The sequence below is a fragment of the Paraburkholderia unamae genome, assembly GCF_003096875.1.
Taxonomy (GTDB): domain Bacteria; phylum Pseudomonadota; class Gammaproteobacteria; order Burkholderiales; family Burkholderiaceae; genus Paraburkholderia; species Paraburkholderia unamae.
On the sequence record NZ_QEOB01000016.1, the window covers coordinates 183,447 to 200,914 of the forward strand.

Annotated in this window: 17 protein-coding genes and 1 pseudogene; 12 read left to right on the forward strand and 6 right to left on the reverse strand. The window is 66.8% G+C overall.

Translation table 11 applies throughout. The features are described from left to right. The first annotated feature begins 175 nt into the window (after positions 1-175). The 3 genes from C7402_RS30310 to C7402_RS30320 all read left to right on the forward strand — a co-directional run bounded on the left by C7402_RS30310 (position 176) and on the right by C7402_RS30320 (position 3,773). Positions 176-1,084 carry a LysR substrate-binding domain-containing protein gene (locus C7402_RS30310; protein WP_116613248.1) on the forward strand — a complete coding sequence of 303 codons (909 nt, stop codon included), beginning with the start codon at positions 176-178 and terminating at the stop codon, positions 1,082-1,084. A 118-nt stretch (positions 1,085-1,202) separates the two neighbouring features. Further along, positions 1,203-2,510 (forward strand): MFS transporter, encoded by a 1,308-nt coding sequence (locus C7402_RS30315; protein ID WP_116613249.1) that lies wholly within the window; start codon positions 1,203-1,205, stop codon positions 2,508-2,510. Positions 2,511-2,534: 24 nt separating this feature from the next. Then, a complete protein-coding gene (locus C7402_RS30320) occupies positions 2,535-3,773 on the forward strand; it encodes a metal-dependent hydrolase family protein (RefSeq protein WP_116613250.1) in 1,239 nt (412 codons plus the stop codon). Positions 3,774-3,776: 3 nt separating this feature from the next. Here C7402_RS30320 and C7402_RS30325 read toward each other — a convergent pair whose 3' ends face one another. From C7402_RS30325 to C7402_RS30335, 3 genes are all read right to left on the reverse strand, one after another. Beyond that, positions 3,777-4,442 carry an O-methyltransferase gene (locus C7402_RS30325; protein ID WP_116613251.1) on the reverse strand — a complete coding sequence of 222 codons (666 nt, stop codon included), beginning with the start codon at positions 4,440-4,442 and terminating at the stop codon, positions 3,777-3,779. Positions 4,443-4,542: 100 nt separating this feature from the next. Beyond that, positions 4,543-4,929: a VOC family protein gene (locus C7402_RS30330; protein WP_116613302.1), complete on the reverse strand. Its 387-nt coding sequence runs from the start codon at positions 4,927-4,929 to the stop codon at positions 4,543-4,545. 202 nt (positions 4,930-5,131) lie between these two features. Continuing rightward, positions 5,132-5,698: a helix-turn-helix domain-containing protein gene (locus tag C7402_RS30335; protein ID WP_116613252.1), complete on the reverse strand. Its 567-nt coding sequence runs from the start codon at positions 5,696-5,698 to the stop codon at positions 5,132-5,134. A 234-nt stretch (positions 5,699-5,932) separates the two neighbouring features. Here C7402_RS30335 and C7402_RS30340 point away from each other — a divergent pair, with 234 nt between their 5' ends. The 3 genes from C7402_RS30340 to C7402_RS30350 are packed head-to-tail and all read left to right on the forward strand — an operon-like array spanning position 5,933 to position 9,135. Further along, the gene (locus tag C7402_RS30340) at positions 5,933-7,309 is read left to right on the forward strand and encodes an LLM class flavin-dependent oxidoreductase (protein WP_116613253.1); all 1,377 of its coding nucleotides are present in this window, start codon (positions 5,933-5,935) and stop codon (positions 7,307-7,309) included. Between the two features lie 39 nt (positions 7,310-7,348). After that, entirely contained in the window at positions 7,349-7,852 is a 504-nt protein-coding gene (locus C7402_RS30345) for a flavin reductase (protein WP_116613254.1), read from the forward strand. 53 nt (positions 7,853-7,905) lie between these two features. After that, on the forward strand, positions 7,906-9,135 hold the full coding sequence (locus tag C7402_RS30350) for an MFS transporter (protein WP_116613255.1): 1,230 nt from the start codon (positions 7,906-7,908) through the stop codon (positions 9,133-9,135). Positions 9,136-9,167: 32 nt separating this feature from the next. Here the strand turns inward: C7402_RS30350 and C7402_RS47145 are convergent, their stop codons facing one another. The 3 genes from C7402_RS47145 to C7402_RS47150 are packed head-to-tail and all read right to left on the reverse strand — an operon-like array spanning position 9,168 to position 9,784. Further along, the gene (locus C7402_RS47145; protein ID WP_165842026.1) at positions 9,168-9,338 is read right to left on the reverse strand and encodes a hypothetical protein; all 171 of its coding nucleotides are present in this window, start codon (positions 9,336-9,338) and stop codon (positions 9,168-9,170) included. Positions 9,339-9,390: 52 nt separating this feature from the next. Further along, the gene (locus C7402_RS30360; RefSeq protein ID WP_116613257.1) at positions 9,391-9,588 is read right to left on the reverse strand and encodes a hypothetical protein; all 198 of its coding nucleotides are present in this window, start codon (positions 9,586-9,588) and stop codon (positions 9,391-9,393) included. 19 nt (positions 9,589-9,607) lie between these two features. Beyond that, positions 9,608-9,784, reverse strand: coding sequence for a hypothetical protein (locus C7402_RS47150; RefSeq protein WP_165842027.1), 177 nt, complete (start codon positions 9,782-9,784; stop codon positions 9,608-9,610). Between the two features lie 226 nt (positions 9,785-10,010). On the opposite strand from C7402_RS47150, the pseudogene C7402_RS47830 reads away from it, so the two are divergent. The 6 genes and pseudogenes from C7402_RS47830 to C7402_RS30395 all read left to right on the forward strand — a co-directional run bounded on the left by C7402_RS47830 (position 10,011) and on the right by C7402_RS30395 (position 17,361). Then, positions 10,011-11,186, forward strand: a pseudogene (locus C7402_RS47830) (GNAT family N-acetyltransferase). A gap of 135 nt (positions 11,187-11,321) precedes the next feature. Continuing rightward, positions 11,322-12,326: a deoxyribose-phosphate aldolase gene (gene deoC, locus C7402_RS30375; protein ID WP_116613260.1), complete on the forward strand. Its 1,005-nt coding sequence runs from the start codon at positions 11,322-11,324 to the stop codon at positions 12,324-12,326. Positions 12,327-12,339: 13 nt separating this feature from the next. Next, positions 12,340-14,721 (forward strand): aldehyde dehydrogenase family protein, encoded by a 2,382-nt coding sequence (locus C7402_RS30380; RefSeq protein WP_116613261.1) that lies wholly within the window; start codon positions 12,340-12,342, stop codon positions 14,719-14,721. A gap of 97 nt (positions 14,722-14,818) precedes the next feature. Further along, positions 14,819-15,298 carry an RbsD/FucU family protein gene (locus C7402_RS30385; protein ID WP_116613262.1) on the forward strand — a complete coding sequence of 160 codons (480 nt, stop codon included), beginning with the start codon at positions 14,819-14,821 and terminating at the stop codon, positions 15,296-15,298. Next, positions 15,295-16,236 (forward strand): ribokinase, encoded by a 942-nt coding sequence (locus tag C7402_RS30390; protein ID WP_116613263.1) that lies wholly within the window; start codon positions 15,295-15,297, stop codon positions 16,234-16,236. Before C7402_RS30385 ends, C7402_RS30390 begins: the two co-directional genes overlap by 4 nt. 75 nt (positions 16,237-16,311) lie before the next feature. Beyond that, positions 16,312-17,361: an ABC transporter permease gene (locus tag C7402_RS30395; RefSeq protein ID WP_112173589.1), complete on the forward strand. Its 1,050-nt coding sequence runs from the start codon at positions 16,312-16,314 to the stop codon at positions 17,359-17,361. Positions 17,362-17,468 lie beyond the last annotated feature (107 nt).

Sequence of the window (17,468 nt, forward strand, 5' to 3'; positions counted from 1 at the left end):
CTGGCCGGGAAGACATGCAGCCGGGCCGCCGCCCCCTGCGGGGCGAAAGCCTGGAGATTCAACGCAATAGTAAGTTTTTTTCGCATGAGGCACGTCCAACCTGGTTCGTGCAGCGGGTTGGCCGCTGCGCTATGTATGGCAACATCTGCGTGACCCGATCCGCCCAGGTGATCCCATGCGCATCACGCCCTTGCCCCCGTTGCCTTGTCTCGTCGCCTTCGAAGCCGCTGTGCGCCATGCGAGCTTCACGCGCGCCGCCGCCGAACTGCATCTCACGCAAAGCGCGATCAGCCGCCAGATCCAGCAGCTCGAAGAGTTTCTCGGCCGCTCGCTGTTCGTGCGCGAGCACCGCTCGCTGCGCCTCACGATGGCGGGCGAGCAGTATGCGGCGCAGGTGCACCGGCTCCTTACGCAATGCGCCGAAGCGACGCTCGACGTGATGAAGCACTACGGCGAGCTCGAACTGACCATTGCGTGCTCCTCGGGCGTGGCCGTGCTCTGGCTTACGCCGCGCCTGCCCGCGTTTCGCGCGGCGTATCCCAACATCAAGCTGCGCCTGATCGTGCGCGACGGCCTCGCCTCGATGTCGCCCGCCGAGTTCGATGTAGGCGTGTACTACGTGCGCCAGCAGGCGCCCGCGCATTTCACCGCGCGGCGCCTGTTCAACGAAGAGGTGTTTCCCGTTTGCTCGCCGCGCTATCTGGCGGGCCGCGAACTCGCGCCCGCCGACCTCGCCGCCGAGGCCCTGCTGCTGCTCGAAGACGGCCAGCGCCAGTGGATGTCGTGGCCCGAATGGTTCGACCTCAACGGCGTGACCATGCCAAAGAGCCCGGCGGGCATCACGATCAATCATTATCCGCAACTCGTGCAGATGGCCATTCTCGGTCAGGGCATCGCGCTTGGCTGGCGCTACATGGTCGACGCATGCATCGAGGAGGGCTTGCTCGTGCGCGTGGGCACGAGTTCGGCGAGCCACGGCGGGGGCTATTACGTGATCTCGCCCAACGATCGCGCGCAGAACCAGGCGGCGCGTCTGTTCACGCGCTGGCTGTTCGAACAGGCGGAGAGGCAGACGGTGGCGTGAGCGCGCCGCATGAGCGTTTCGCATGCGCCTGGCGCATGCAAGCATGCGAATCTTTCGTTTCAGAATTTAATCGGGCTGTCATTAGCATGATGGGCATGACGGAAACGAGGGAGGAACCATGCAAGGAACGCTTTCACCCGGCGTCGCGCACGACGCCTTGACGACGAGCGCCCGGCAGCGCCGCCGCGCCATCATCGCGACCGTGCTCGGCAACGGGCTCGAATGGTTCGACTTCACGGTGTACAGCTTCTTCGCGGTCATCATCGCGAAGCTGTTCTTTCCCACCGGCAACGAGCTGACCTCTGTCCTGCTCACGGTGGCGACCTTCGGCGTGGGCTTCGTCATGCGCCCTGTGGGCGGCATCGTGCTCGGCGTCTACGCCGACAAGGTGGGCCGCAAGGCGGCGCTCTCGCTCACCATCTTGCTGATGGCGTTCGGCACCGCGCTCATCGGCCTCGCGCCCACTTACGAGCAGGCGGGTATTGCCGCGCCGTTGCTGATCGTGGTGGCCCGTCTGATCCAGGGCTTTTCCGCGGGCGGCGAAATGGGCGGCGCGACAGCGTTCCTCACCGAGTACGCGCCACCCGGCAAGCGCGCCTACTATTCGAGCTGGATCCAGTCGAGCATCGGCTTCGCTGTGCTGCTGGGCGCGGCCACGGGCACCTTCGTGACGTCGTCGCTCGACGCCGCTTCGCTGCATAGCTGGGGCTGGCGTCTGCCGTTCCTGATCGGCATTCTCGTGGGCCCGGTCGGCTACTTCATTCGCAGCCACATGGACGAAACGCCCGCGTTCAGCGCCGTGGAAGCCCAGGCGAAGGACAACTCGCCGCTCAAGGAAGTGTTCGCGCGCTTCCCGCGCGAAACCTTCGCGAGTTTTTCGATGGTCATTCTGTGGACGGTGTGCACCTACGTGCTGCTCTTCTACATGCCGACCTATTCGGTGCGCACGCTGCATCTGCCGCAATCCACGGGCTTCGCGGCCGGCATGGTGAGCGGGTTCATGATCATGTGCGGCTCGCCCGTTATCGGCAAGCTCGCCGACGTGTGGGGCCGGCGCGTGTTCCTGAGCGGCGCGGCGTTCGCCATTCTCGTGCTCGCGTGGCCCATGTTCGCGTGGATCAATCGCGCGCCGGGCTTCGCCTCGCTCATCGTGTTCCAGGCCGTGTTCGGCGTGCTGATCGCGGCTTATACCGGCCCGATCCTCGCCGCGTTCGCCGAGCTGTTCCCCACCAAGGTGCTGTCCACCGGCCTTTCGGTCGCCTACAACTTCGCGGTCACGATCTTCGGCGGCTTCGCGCCGTTCCTGATCACTTGGCTGATCGCGCGCACCGGCAGCAACATGGCGCCCGCGCTCTATGTGATCGTTGCGGCCGCAATCAGCCTGGTGGGCACCTTCTACGTGAAGGATGCACGGCGCGCGAACTGAAAGTATCAATAAGGAATCCAGACAATGACAATCACTGTTCTCAAAGGCGGCAACGTACTCGATCTCGAACGAGGTGTGCTGCTCGACCATCATCACGTCGTGATCGACGGCGAGCGCATCGTGGAAGTCACCGATCGCCCGCTCGACCTGCCGAACGCGCAGGTGGTGGACGTGCGCGGCAAGACGGTGATGCCGGGCTTCATCGATTGCCACGTGCACGTGCTGGCCTCGAACGCGAATCTCGGTGCGAACGCCGTGCAGCCCAATATCCTCGCGGCGATTCGCTCGCTGCCGATACTCGACGCCATGTTGTCGCGCGGCTTCACGAGTGTGCGCGATGCCGGCGGCGCCGACTGGGGCCTGATGCAGGCCGTGGAAACGGGCCTCGTGCGCGGGCCGCGCATCTTCCCCTCGGGCAAGGCGCTTTCGCAAACGGGCGGCCACGGCGATTTCCGCCCGCGCGGCGACCTGCTGGAGCCGTGCTCATGCTGCTTCCGCACGGGCGCGATCGCGCGCGTGGTGGACGGCGTGGAGGGCGTGCGGCTTGCCGTGCGCGAGGAAATCCAGAAGGGCGCCACGCAGATCAAGATCATGGCCTCGGGCGGCGTGGCCTCGCCCACGGACCCCATCAACAACACGCAGTATTCCGAAGACGAAATCCGCGCGATCGTCGATGAAGCCGAAGCGGCCAACACCTACGTGATGGCGCACGCCTACACGGGCCGGGCGATTGCGCGCGCGGTGCGTTGCGGCGTGCGCACGATCGAGCACGGCAACCTCGTGGACGAAGCGGCGGCGCAGGTGATGCGCGAGTTCGGCGCCTTCGTGGTGCCCACGCTCGTGACCTACGACGCGCTGGCCAAGCACGGCGCGCAGTTCGGCCTGCCGCCGGATTCCGTGGCGAAGGTGGCCTCGGTGCAGCAAAAGGGGCGCGAATCGCTGGAAATCTATGCGAAGGCCGGCGTGCCGATGGGCTTCGGCTCGGACCTGCTGGGCGAGATGCATGCGTTCCAGACCGGCGAATTCCGCATTCGCGCTGAGGTGCTCGGCAACCTGGAGGCACTGCGCTCTGCCACGAGCGTGGCCGCCGATATCGTCAACATGAAGGGCGAACTGGGTGTGATCGCGGCGGGGGCGATTGCCGACGTGCTGGTGCTCGACGGCAATCCGCTCGCCGACATCGGCGTCGTGGCCGGTGACGGCGAGCGCATCGAGTATGTGTTGCAGCGGGGGCGGGTGGTGAAGGGGCGGCTGGCGGCCTGACTTTCACCCCACCCGCATCGACAACTCCACTTCCGCCGCGAACGGTATCGACATGTAACCGTTCGCGGGCTCCCGCACGCGGGCGAGATACTCGGGGCTGTAGTCGGCGTTATCGGCCACGATGAACGCGCCGGGTGCGAGGTACGGCTCCACAAGACCCAGAATGTCGCCATACAGCGCCTTCGCTCCGTCGAGCAGCAGCAAGTCGATCGACTCGGGCAGATCGGCGCTCAACGTCTGCAAGGCGTCGCCTTCGCGGATCTCAACGAGATCGGCAAGGCCGCCTGCCGTCAAATTCGCGCGCGCCCGCGTCACCTTGGATGGCTCGAACTCGCACGTGATCAGGCGGCCGCCGCCGTTCTCGCGCAGCGCGGCGGCGAGGTGGAGCGTCGAGATGCCGAACGAGGTGCCGAACTCGACGATCGTCCGCGCGCGGCGAGCGCGCGCCAGCATGTAGAGCAGCACGCCCGTTTCGCGCGAAACCGGGAGCGCGACATCCTTGAGCCGGCCATAGAGGTCGAGATATTCGGTCTTGCTACGCATGAGCCGGTTGCGTTCGTCTGCCGGGAGCGCGGCGAGACCAGGAATGTCTGCCGGCGAAAAAGCCGCCGCTTCATCGAAAAGGCGTGCCAGCAGCGGTGCGAGGGGCGGCGAGGTCAGGATATTCATATTGCTCTCCATGAGAGATTGCAAAGGCGGCTTCGTCGATTCAATAGCATGACTAACTAAAAGAACGAGAAGCCCGCAGCGATTTCCGGTTATGCCCGACTCAGTTGTCGAACGTACCGCGATACTCCGGCGCAGCGTCCGCCCGCGTATTCAGTTCGAACATCACGCCGCCCGGCGCACGGCAAAAGAAGCGCGAGCCACGGCCGTTGTTGAAAATGCCCGTTTCCATCTGCACGCCCTCCGCCGAAAAGCGCTCATACAGTGCGCGCACGGCGTCGAGGTCCGGCAGTTCGAAGCCCAGATGAAACGCTTTGGGCCAGGCGGGCGCGCCATCGCTCACGTGGTCGATCACCACGTCGTAGCCGGGGCGCTTGAGGATATACGACTGGTCCCACGCGCCCGCTATGGTGAAGCCCAGGTGGCGTTCGAAGAAGGCGGCGGTCGCGGCCGTGTCGGAGGAGGGGAAGCTCAGGTGATTGAGCTTCATGGCGTGTATCACGTCGTTCATCGTCAGTCTCTCAGGGTGTGGCGGCGGCCCTGTGCCATTGCCGCGTGAGGACTTCAGAATATAAGCAAATGCTCACATTCGGCTACTCGCATTGGGGCGACGTGCCGGATGGGCGCTAATCCTCGTCAGACGCGCTGTTTCAGCGATGGGAGGCGCGGCGCGGTTTTGCGATTGCTCGCATTCAGCGGCGCACCAGCGCCACCGTATAGACGCACTGCACCGTGCCGGGATTGAAAAAAGCGCAAGCCGAGGGCGGTCCCAGTTGCAGGCAATCGCCCGCTTCGAGTGTGTGAACCTGCTCGCCTTCCTCGAAAACCAGCGTGCCGCTGCGCACCCAGATCTGCTGATACTGGAAGGCGAATGCCGAGGCCGGATACGTCACACGCACGCCGGGCGGCAGTTCGATCTCCACGAGTTCGAGCATGCCGCCGTTGCGCGGCGAGACGGCCCGGCGCGTGTAGCCCGTTTCGGGGTCTTGCCACACTGGCTGATCGGCGGCGCGGCTCAGGCGCTCGCCCGTCTGCTCGGCCAGCGAGAGCAGCATGGAAAGCTGCAAGCCGAACGCGCCCGAAAGCCGCCCGAGCACGGTGGCGGTGGGGCTCGCCTCGCCGCGCTCGATCTTGCTGATCATGGCCTTCGATACGCCCGAGCGCTCGGCCATGTCCGAAAGCGACCAGCCGCGCGATTCGCGCTCGATGCGCACGCGCGTGGAGATGGCGGAAGTGGGGTCGGTGAGCGGTCGGTTCATGCCTGGGCTGTTGGCGTGAGATTGGGATTTCGGTCGGCGTTCGCGGCGGGCGGGAGGCGGTCGATTATACGGTCGTGCTCGCGCCGCGCTGTGGGGCAGGGCCGCCGGGCACTCAGCGTCGGGCACTCAGGTTAACCCGGAGTCAATCCGTTTTCATGAGTGTTCATTCGTCCACTATAGTAGATGGCAATCGCGAGGTCGCCAAACCGCCATGCGCGCCGAACAGGAGCCGACATGCCACGTGAAATCCGTCTGAACGCGTTCGACATGAACTGCGTGGGCCACATCCAGCAAGGCTTGTGGACGCATCCGCGCGACCAGTCGAGCCGCTATACGGAGCTTCAGTACTGGACGGACTACGCGAAGAAGCTCGAACGCGGGCTTTTCGACGGCATTTTCTTCGCCGACGTGCTGGGCGTGTACGACGTCTACGGCGGCAATGCCGATGCCGCGCTGCGCGGCGCGGTCCAGGTGCCGGTGAACGACCCCACGCTCGTCATCCCGGCGATGGCCGCCGTCACGCGGCATCTCGGCTTCGGTGTGACCGCCAATCTCGTCTACGAGCAGCCGTTCCTGTTTGCGCGGCGCATGTCCACGCTGGACCATCTCACGGGCGGGCGCATCGGCTGGAATATCGTCACCGGCTATCTCGACAGCGCGGCGCGCGCCATCGGCATCGACGCCCAGATGGCGCACGACGACCGCTACGATCTCGCCGACGAATACATGGAGGTCGTCTACAAGCTCTGGGAAGGAAGCTGGGACGATGAAGCCGTCATCGCGGACCGCGCGACGGCCCGCTACGCCGATCCCGCGCGCGTGCGCGCGATCCATCATCGCGGCCCGCAATACAAGGTGGACGCGATGCATCTGTGCGCGCCCTCGCCGCAGCGCACGCCGGTGCTCTATCAGGCAGGGTCGTCCACGCGCGGCCGCCGCTTTGCCGCGACGCATGCCGAGTGCGTGTTCGTGAACGGCCAGAAGATGGAGGGCGTGAAGGAGATCGTGGGCGACATTCGCGCCCAGGCGGTGCAGTCCGGGCGCGCGGCCGACGATATCCAGGTCTTTCTCGGCGCGACGCTCATCGTCGCGCGCACGGACGACGAAGCGCGCGAGAAGTTCGAGGAGTATCGCCGCTACGTGAGTTCCGAAGCGGCGCTCGTGCATGCGGCCGCGTCGCTTGGCATCGACTTCGCGCGCTACGATCTCGACGAGCCCATCGACACCGGCAAGAGCCAGGCCGTCGTTTCGAATGTCGAAGCCGTGACGCGCAGCGCCGGTCCGCAATGGACGCGCCGCAAACTGCTCGAACAGATGGTGCTCGGCAGCCGCCAGGCGCCGTGGGTGGGGTCGGCTGCGCGCATTGCGCAGACCTTGATCGAGTGGAGCGAACAGGCCGGTGTGGATGGTTTCAATCTCTCGCGCACGGTCGTGCCGGAGTGCTTCGACGACGTGATCGAACTACTGGTGCCGGCGTTGCAGGAACGCGGCGCGTACAAAACCGGGTATCGCGAAGGCACGCTGCGCGAGAAACTCTTTCATGGCGCGCGCCTGCCGGCGACGCACGTGGGCGCCTGGTATCGCGGCGCGCGCGCAAACGGCGAACACTGAATTCCCGCTACGAGGAGACCGCGGCAAGCGGGCAAGAACATGATCGACAAATCCTTCTTTCGCGACGCCATGACGGGCCTTGGGGCCGCCGTGAACATCGTCACCACCGACGGCGAGGCGGGCCGCGCGGGCTGCACGGCCTCGGCCGTGTGCGGCGTGACCGACGAGCCGCCCACGCTGCTCGTGTGCATCAACCGCGCGAGCCGCAACAACGCGATCATGCGCGCGAACGGCCACCTGTGCGTGAACGTGCTGGCCGCCGAACAGCGCGAGGTGGCCACGCGCTTCGCCACGAAGGACATGGCGCTCGACGAGCGTTTCGCGTGCGGCGACTGGTACCGGCTCGAAACCGGCGCGCCCGCGCTGCGCGGCGCGGTGAGTTCGTTCGATTGCCGCATCACGCGCGTGACCGAAGTGGGCACCCACACCGTGTTTTTCTGCGAGATCAAGGCCGCGCGCATGGTGGGCGGGCGCGACGGCCTGATCTGGTTCGGCCGCGCGTTTCATCGCGTGCTCGCTCAGGCGCACGCGGCGGCGGCCTGAACGTGGCGCGCCCGCCGCCCCAGGCTACCGCAGGCGCCCATTCCTCCGACGAAATGCGCCCGCCCGAACCCGCAACGGCGCCGCGCGGCAAGGCCGCATCGCTTGCCTTGCTGCTGCTCGCGCAGGTCGCGGCCATGGGCGTGTGGTTCTCGTCGAGCACCGTGGTCGCCGTCATCAAGCAGGCGCACGCCATTGCCGCATTCGACGAGGCTCTGCTCACGAGCGCGGTGCAGTTCGGTTTCGTGGCGGGCACCGTCACCTCGGCGCTGCTCTCTTTGCCTGACCGCTACGATCTGCGCCGCTTGCTGGCGGGCTCCGCGCTCGTGGCGGCCGCGGCCACGGCGGCGCTTGCTTTCCTGCCGCCCGTTGGCGGCGCGGTCATCGCGCTGCGCTTCATTACCGGCATGTGCATGGCGGGTGTGTACCCGGTCGGCATGCGGCTCGCGGCTACGTGGGCGCAGGGCGACCTCGGGCTGCTGGTCGGGTTGCTCGTGGGCGCGCTCACGCTCGGCTCGGCGAGCCCGCATCTGCTCGCCGCCACGGGCGGACTCGACTGGCGCACGATCTACGGCGTCGCAGCGGCGTGTGCGGCGTGTGCGGCCGGGCTCATCGGCTTCGCGGGGATCGGGCCGAACATTCGCCGCGCGACGCGCATCGACTTCGCGAAGGTCACGCAGGCCTGGCGGCGTCCCGCGTTGCGCTTGGCCAATCTCGGCTACCTCGGCCACATGTGGGAGTTGTACGCGATGTGGGCATGGCTCGCGTTGTTTCTCCAGGAAACGCTGGCCGCACGCGGCGTGGCCAACGCGCGCACGCGCGCCGAATGGATGACGTTTGCCGTGATCGCGATCGGCGCGGCGGGCGCGTGGCTCGGGGGCGTGCTCGCTGACCGCGTGGGCCGCACGGCCGTCACGGTGGGCGCCATGGCGACGAGCGCCACGTGCGCGGCGCTAATGGGCTGGCTCGCGGGCGCGCCGCTCTTCGTGATGGGCGCGGTCGCGCTCGTATGGGGCGTTTCGGTGATCGCCGATTCGGCGCAGTTCTCGGCAAGCGTGGCCGAGCTGGCCGATCCGGCTTCGGTCGGCACGCTGCTCACAGCGCAAACCTGCGCGGGGTTTCTGCTCACGCTGGTGAGCATCCATCTCGTGCCTTACGTGGTGGCGTGGCTTGGCTGGCGGGGCGGCTTCGGCATGCTGGCCATCGGACCGGCGCTCGGCTGCGTGGCGATGCTGCGCTTGAGGCGTCATCCCGAAGCAACGCGGCTTGCGGGAGGCCGTCGCTGAGGCGAAAGGCCAGCCTACGCACTGCGAACGAATTACCGGATCAGCATGGCGAGGGGAAGCCAGTCGTCCAGCGCGCGCGCCCCGACGACCATGCAACCCACCAGCACCACGATCCCCACGCACATCGCCACGTCGAGATACAGATGGTTGTGACGCTCGACGATCCCGGCAAGCAGGCTGTCGGGGTTGACCGGTTGCCTCATGCGGGCGCGCGGCGGGTCAGGTTTGAACATGGAACGAGAAAGGTTGATGGCGTTATAGCCTGTCAAGCAGAAAGTAGACGCCGATGACCACCGCCACCGAAAACGCCGTGCAAAAGCGCGCAGCCTCGAAGCTGACGAGCCATCCGTGCCGGGCATGAACGAACTGGGCGACGGCGTGAGCCGAAGAAAGGAAGGGCATCAGCGCTTCCTGCGGGCGTGCCGCCATCCATTGCGATGCGAGGAGCGTCATCAGCTTCGTCCCGCCCTGCTTATTGGCGGCTGGACAATGCGACGTAAGCGGCGAGGAAGGGCAGAAACAGCAACGCGCCCGTGACGAGCGCCTTCACCTGGCCGGTGCGCTCGCTGGCCGGTGCGCTGCCGCGCGCGATCGGCGTGTCGAGGCGATTGATCAGCGACGAAGTATCGACGAGCAGTTGCGGACCCATGATTTTCTCCCGGTGCGTTGAATGACGAGACAGGAGTCAGGATAGGCGGCGCACGCGAACGGGGATATCGGACGAATTCGAATTTACGCGTGGTTCCACCGGGACCGCCGCTCGTGGATCTTTGCAAGGGACCACGACTGCGGTAACTTGACCCCGTTATGGAGCGCGATGGCCCGCTATGACCCACTATGTGGCGCCCGCGCCGCGCACGAGGAGAGTGTCACGCATGGCAACACGATTGAACGAATACCAGCAGCCTGTCGGCGAACCCGTCACCGCCTGGCAGCCGCGCGAGCGGCCCGCGCGCGTGACGATCGAGGGCCAGTTCTGCCGCATCGAGCCGATCGATCTCGAACGCCACGCCGCCGATCTTTACGAGGCCTATTGCGAAGCGCCGGACGGGCGCGACTGGACCTACCTGTTCGCCGAGCCGTTCGCCGATTTCGCCGCGTTTCGCGAATACCTGGCCAAGGCCGCGGCGTCCGGTGACCCGTTTCACTATGCCGTGATCGACCGCGCGAGCGGCCGGGCCGTGGGCACGTTCGCGCTCATGCGCATCGAACCCGTGCACGGCGTGATCGAAGTGGGCAGCGTGACGTTTTCGCCGCGCCTGAAGCAAACGCCGATTTCAACCGAAGCCCAGTATCTGCTGATGCGCTATGTATTCGACGAACTGGGATTTCGCCGCTACGAATGGAAGTGCGACAGCCTCAATGCGCCCTCGCGCAAGACGGCGCTGCGCCTCGGCTTCCAGTTCGAAGGCATCTTCCGCCAGGCGATCGTGTACAAGGGGCGCAATCGCGACACGGCCTGGTTCGCCGTCATCGACAAGGACTGGCCGCTCGTGAAGCAGGCGTTCGAAACGTGGCTCTCGCCCGAAAACTTCGACGCCGACGGCAAGCAACGCGCGTCGCTCGCGAGCCTCAGGGAAGCATCGGCATCCTGAATGTCTGACGCAATGGTTATCCGCGACGTCGCGCCCGCCGACCGCGACGCATGGTTCCGGCTCTGGGCCGGCTACAACGCGTTCTACGAAGCCGACGTCGCGCCGCATATCAGCGAGCGCACCTGGCAGCGCATGCTCGACGCGACAGTTCCGCTGTTCGGGCGCATCGCCGAGGTCGAGGGGCGCGTGGCGGGCTTCAGCCTGTGCGTGCTTCACGAAGGCACGTGGGTTGTCGCGCCGCTTTGCTATCTGGAAGACCTCTACGTCGATCCGGCTTGCCGCGGTCAGGGCGTAGGGCGGCGGCTGATCGAAGACCTCATTGCACTGGCGCGCTCGCGCGGCTGGTCGCGCCTTTACTGGCACACGCGCGAGAACAATCCCGCGCGCAAGCTCTACGACGAGTTCGTCGCCGCCGACGATTTCGTGCGCTATCGCCTGGCAACCGGATCGGAATAAGGGGTTCGGTGTTAACCCGAAACCCCCGTAGATAGGATCGTAACTAGTATTGTCACGATCATTTCACAGGTATAGGATGGGTGCGAATAAACCATCACGGTTTGATGTGCATTGCACAAATTCGCCTCCCAGCCTATGTCAGAAGCTTCAACGAACTCGCTTGTCGTGTTGCGCGGCGCGCCTGCCGCGCACACCGCGCGCAATGCCGGTGTGGCGTTCGACGCGGCCTGGCTCGACGCGCTGCGCGTCAACCAGTCGGCCGTCGAGCGGCGCACGGCCACGCTCGGCACGCGCCGAGCCGTCAAGAAAGACGCGCAGGCTGCCTGGCTGCTGAAGGCCATCACCTGCATCGACCTCACCACGCTCAACGGAGACGACACCGAAGGCCGCGTGCAGCGCCTGTGCATGAAGGCGCGCCACCCCGTGCGCGCCGACCTGCTCGCGGCGCTCGGCTTCGCGCCCAACGCCATCACGACCGGCGCCGTGTGCGTCTACCACCGTTTCGTCGCCGCCGCCGTGCAAGCGCTGGCGGGCAGCGGCATTCCGGTCGCGGCCGTTTCCACGGGCTTTCCCGCGGGCCTCAATCCGCATGCGCTCAAGCTCAAGGAGATCGAGGCGTCGGTTGCGGACGGCGCGCAGGAAATCGATATCGTCGTGACGCGCGAGCACGTGCTCACGGGCAACTGGCGCGCGCTCTATGACGAAGTGCGCGAGTTTCGCGCGGCCTGCGGCGAGGCGCATCTGAAGGCGATTCTCGCCACGGGCGACATTCGCGTGCTTTCGAACATCGCCAGGGCGTCGATGGTTTGCATGATGGCGGGCGCGGACTTCATCAAGACTTCCACAGGCAAGGAAGGGACCAACGCAACGCTCGACGTCTCGCTCGTGATGGTGCGCATGATCCGCGAGTACCGCGAGCGCACCGGCGCGATGGTGGGGTTCAAGCCCGCGGGCGGCGTGTCGAGCGCCAAGACCGCGCTTGCGTATCAGATCCTCATGAAAGAAGAACTGGGGCGGCCGTGGCTCGAACCCGAGCTGTTCCGCTTTGGCGCGTCGAGCCTGCTCGCCGACATCGAACGCCAGCTCGAACACCACGTGAGCGGCCGTTATTCGGCCTTCCACCGCCACCCCGCAGCCTGAGCAGACCAGACCGATGAGCGTAGCCGAGTACTTTCGAACCATGGATTACGGTCCCGCCCCCGAGGACGACCAGCCTGTGCGCGCGTGGCTTGCGCAGCACGCCGGCCGCTTCGGGCATTTCATCGACGGTGCGTGGTTTCAGCGCGACGGCGGCGCGTGCTTCGACGTGCGCGCGCCGGCAACGGGTGAAGCGCTCGCCTCCGTAGCGCAGGGCGATGCAGCCGACGTGGCCGCCGCAGTGGCGGCGGCGCGCGCGGCGCAGCCCGAATGGCACGCCATGGGCGGCGCCGCGCGCGCGCGGCATCTCTACGCGCTCTCGCGCATGGTGCAGCGGCATAGCCGCCTGTTCGCGGTGCTCGAAGCGATCGACAACGGCAAGCCCATACGCGAAGCGCGCGATATCGACGTGCCGCTGGTCGCGCGTCATTTCTTGCATCACGCGGGCTGGGCGCAACTTCAGGATGCCGAACTGACTGGCTGGTCGCCGCTGGGCGTGATCGGCCAGATCGTGCCGTGGAATTTCCCGCTGCTCATGCTCGCGTGGAAGGTGGCGCCCGCCATCGCTCTCGGCAACTGCGTGGTGCTCAAGCCCGCCGAATATACGCCGCTCACTGCGCTGCTGTTCGCCGAACTCGCGCATCGCGCCGGACTGCCCAAGGGCGTGCTCAACGTGGTGACGGGCGACGGCGAAACGGGCGCGGCGCTCGTCGAGCACCCCGGCGTCGACAAGATCGCTTTCACCGGTTCGACCGAAGTGGGCCGCCTTATCCGCACCGCCACGGCGGGCACGGGCAAGTCGCTCACGCTGGAGCTGGGCGGCAAGTCGCCGTTCATCGTCTTCGACGACGCGGACCTGGACGGCGCGGTGGAAGGCGTGGTGGACGCGATCTGGTTCAACCAGGGCCAGGTGTGCTGTGCTGGTTCGCGTCTGCTCGTGCAGGAAGGCGTCGAGGCGCGCTTCATCGCGAAGCTCAAGCGCCGCATGGCGACGCTGCGCGTGGGGCCTTCGCTCGACAAGGGCATAGACATTGGCGCGATCGTCGATCCGGTGCAACTCGAACGCATTGAAACGCTGGTGGAGGCCGGGCGGCGCGAAGGCTGCACCGTGTGGCAGCCGCACGAAGTCGAATTGCCTGCCGGCGGCTGCTTCTACCCGCCCACGCTCGTCACCGGCGTCGGTCCGGCCTCGACGCTCGCGCAGGAGGAAATCTTCGGGCCCGTGCTCGCAGCCATGAGCTTTCGCACGCCCGAGGAGGCCGTGGCGCTCGCGAACAATTCGCGCTATGGCCTGGCCGCCAGCGTGTGGAGCGAGACCATCGGCCGCGCGCTCGATATCGCGCCGCGCCTGCAATGCGGCGTGGTATGGATCAACGCGACGAACCTCTTCGACGCGAGTGTGGGCTTTGGCGGCTACCGCGAATCGGGCTTCGGCCGCGAAGGCGGCAAGGAAGGCGTATACGAATATCTGAAGCCCGCTGCATGGAGCAAGCTGCCGCTTCGCGTGTCGCGCGAAACGCGCGCGGTAGCCCATGACGTTGCGGCGACGAACGCAGGGCTCGATCGCACTGCGAAGCTTTTTATCGGCGGCAAGCAGGTACGCCCTGACAGCGGCTATTCGCACGCGGTCCATGCGCCGGGCGGCGAATGGGTGGGCGAAGTGGGCGCGGGCAGCCGCAAGGACGTGCGCGACGCCGTCGCCGCCGCGCGCGGCGCGCACAAGTGGACGCAAATGAGCGCGCACGGCCGAGCCCAGGTGCTTTACTACCTCGCGGAAAACCTGAGCGCGCGCGCGGAGGAATTCGCGCGCCAGCTCACCCGGCGCGCGGGCCATGACGCACGCGCAGCCGAGCGCGAGGTGGAAGCGGCCATCGACCGCCTGTTCAGCTATGCGGCATGGGCCGACAAGTTTGACGGCGCGGTGCACACGCCGCCGTTGCGCGGCGTGGCGCTCGCCATGCATGAGGCGCTGGGCGTGGTGGGCGTGGCCTGCCCCGACGAAGCGCCGCTGCTCGCCTTCGTTTCGTTGATCGCGCCCGCGCTCGCGATGGGCAATCGCGTGGTCGCGCTCGCGAGCGAGGCGAGCCCGCTTGCGGCCACGGACTTTTACCAGGTCGTGGAAACGTCCGACGTGCCCGCGGGCGCGCTGAACATCCTCACTGGGGAGCGCGCCGCGTTGCTGCCGGCGCTCGCGAAGCACGACGACGTGGACGCGCTCTGGTGCTTCGGCGCCGCAGGCGATTCGGCCCTCGCGGAGCGCGAGTCGGTTGGCAACCTCAAGCGGACCTTCGTCGATCACGGCCGCGAGGTTGACTGGTTCGACCGGACGAGCGCAGGATTGCCGTTCCTGCGCCAGGCTGTGCAGGTGAAGAACATCTGGATACCGTACGGCGACTGAGCGCTGCGAAAAGAACGCGCCACGCCGACCCAAACGGCGCTTTGCATGGGACCAGAGCAAACGCTAAAGCGCTGACTCTGATCGACAGGAGACAACAATGCTGAAGAATCTTGACCCGCTTCTGAACGCCGATGTCCTGCAAGCGCTGCGCGCCATGGGTCACGGCGACGAACTCGTGGTTTGCGACGCCAACTTTCCCGCCGATTCCGTTGCGCGCGCAACGGTGCTGGGCAAGCTGCTGCGCATCGACGGCGCCGACGCGCCACGCGCCGTGCGCGCGATCCTCTCCGTGCTGCCGCTCGACACCTTTGTCGAAGCGCCGGCCATGCGCATGGAAGTGGTGGGCGAGCCCGCTACGATCCCGACCGTGCAGCGCGAGGCGCAAGCCGAGGTCGACGCCGCCGAAGGCCGCGCCGTGCCGTTCGCGCCCATCGAGCGTCATGCCTTCTATGCGCGCGCGCGCAAGGCGTACTGCGTGATTGCCACGGGCGAGGCGCGCGGCTACGGCTGCTTCGTGTTCACCAAGGGCGTGCTGCTCGCACCCGACGCGCCGCGCGCGAAGGAGTCCGGCCAATGAGCGGGCGCGTCGTCATTCTCGGCATCTACGTGACGGATCTCGCGTTTCGCGCGAGCCGCATGCCGATGATCGGCGAGACGCTCGCGGGCTCGGCGTTCGCAATGGGGCCGGGCGGCAAGGGCTCGAACCAGGCCGTGGCCGCCGCGCGCGCGGGCGCGCAGGTGGTGTTCTGCACGCGCGTGGGCAAGGACGCGTTCGGTGACATCGCGCACGCCACGTGGGCCGCCGAAGGCATCACGGCGCGCGCGCGGGCCGTGGAGGGCATGGCCACGGGCGCGGCCCACATCTTCGTGGACGACACGACCGGCATGAACGCGATCATCGTGGCGGCGGGCGCGGCAGGCACGATGGAGCCCGGCGACGCCGATGCGATCGAAGCGGATATTGCGGCCTCCCAGGTCTTCGTCACGCAACTGGAGCAACCGCTCGGCGCCGCGCGGCGCGGCCTCGAAATCGCGCGGCGGCACGGCGTGCTGACCGTGTTCAATCCGGCGCCCGCGATGTCGCTGCCCGATGACATCTTTGCGCTGTGCGACTACGTCACGCCCAATGAAACCGAGGCGACGGCGCTCACGGGCGTCGAGATCCGCAACGCCGACGACGCGCGCCGCGCCGCGGACGTGCTGCTCGCCAAGGGCGCGGGCGCGGTGATCGTGACGCTCGGCGAAGCCGGCGCGCTGCTCCATACGCGCGACGCATCGGTCTTGCTGCCCGCGTTCCATTGCGGACCGGTGGTGGAAACGGCGGGCGCGGGCGACGGCTTCACGGGCGGCTTCGCGGCGGCGCTGGCGCGCGGCGACGATCCACTCACGGCCACGCGCTTTGGCTGCGCGCTGGCGGGCATTTCCGTGACGCGGCCCGGCACCGCGCCTTCCATGCCGCGCCGTGAGGAAGTCGACGCGATGCTCGCGCGCTCGGCAAGCGCCGCGGCGCATTGAGCAACGCAATAGCAACGCAATAGCAACGCAATAGCGGCAAGACCCGCTGCAAACTCATTGCAAAGGACGAGGTCCATGAAGTCTGCTCTCCTGGCCAGTTGGTTCGGCGACCGGCAGTTGAACTTCCTGCTGGCCGTGAACCTGCTTGTCGTGCTGGTCGCCGTGTGGGTCTCGCGCGGCCAGTTCGTCGGCATCGACAATCTGCAATCGATGGGCGCGCAACTGCCCGAAGTCGCGCTGCTCGCGCTGGGCATCATGCTCTCCATGCTCTCGGGCAACGGCGGCATCGACCTCTCGGGCGTCGGGCTTGCGAACCTCTCCGGCATGATCGCCGCGCTCGTGGTGCCGCGTCTCGTGAGCGGCGACGACTCGCCGGTGCTCTACACCGCGCTCTTTTGCGTGATCGTGGTGGGCATGGGGCTGATCGGCGGCTTGCTCAACGGCGTGGTGATCGCGCGGCTCGGGCTCACGCCCATTCTGTGCACGCTCGGCACGCAACTGCTTTTCACCGGCTTCGCGGTGGCGTTGAGCAACGGGGCTTCGGTGCACGTGGACTATGTCGAACCGCTCGCCGACATCAGCAACGGCACGTTCTTCCAGGTGCCGATCTCATTCCTGCTGTTCGTCGCCGTGGTCGTGCTGCTGGGCTGGCTCCTGCGGCGCACGCCGTTCGGACTGCGCCTCTACCTGATGGGCACGAACCAGCGCGCCGCCTTCTATGCGGGCATTCCGCGCGCGCGCATGCTCATCACCACCTATGCGATGTGCGGCGTGCTCGCCTCGCTCGCGGGGCTTGTGAGCGTTTCGCACACGCTCAGCGCGAAATGGGATTACGGCAACTCGTATCTGTTGATCGCGATTCTCATCGCCGTGATGGGGGGCGTGAATCCGGCGGGCGGCTATGGCCGCATCATCTGCGTGTTTTTCGCGGCCACGGTGCTGCAATTCCTTTCCAGTCTTTTCAATCTCATGGGCGTCTCGCAGTTTTTCGGCGACTGCGCCTGGGGCTTCCTGCTGCTGGCCTCGCTCGCCTTCGCGGGCGGCGAGCGGGTGCGCGCGATTTTCGGTCTCGCCGGGGCGCAGTCCCCGGCGCAGAAGGGCGGCAAAGGGCCGGCGCCCGGCTGACCGGCTGGTTCGAGTAGCGGGCGCGCCTCGAGCCTCGGAGGCGCGCCGCGATCCATTTCGGGGCGATTTGGGACCGCGGCGAGCGCACAGGCGCAAAGCGCGGATCG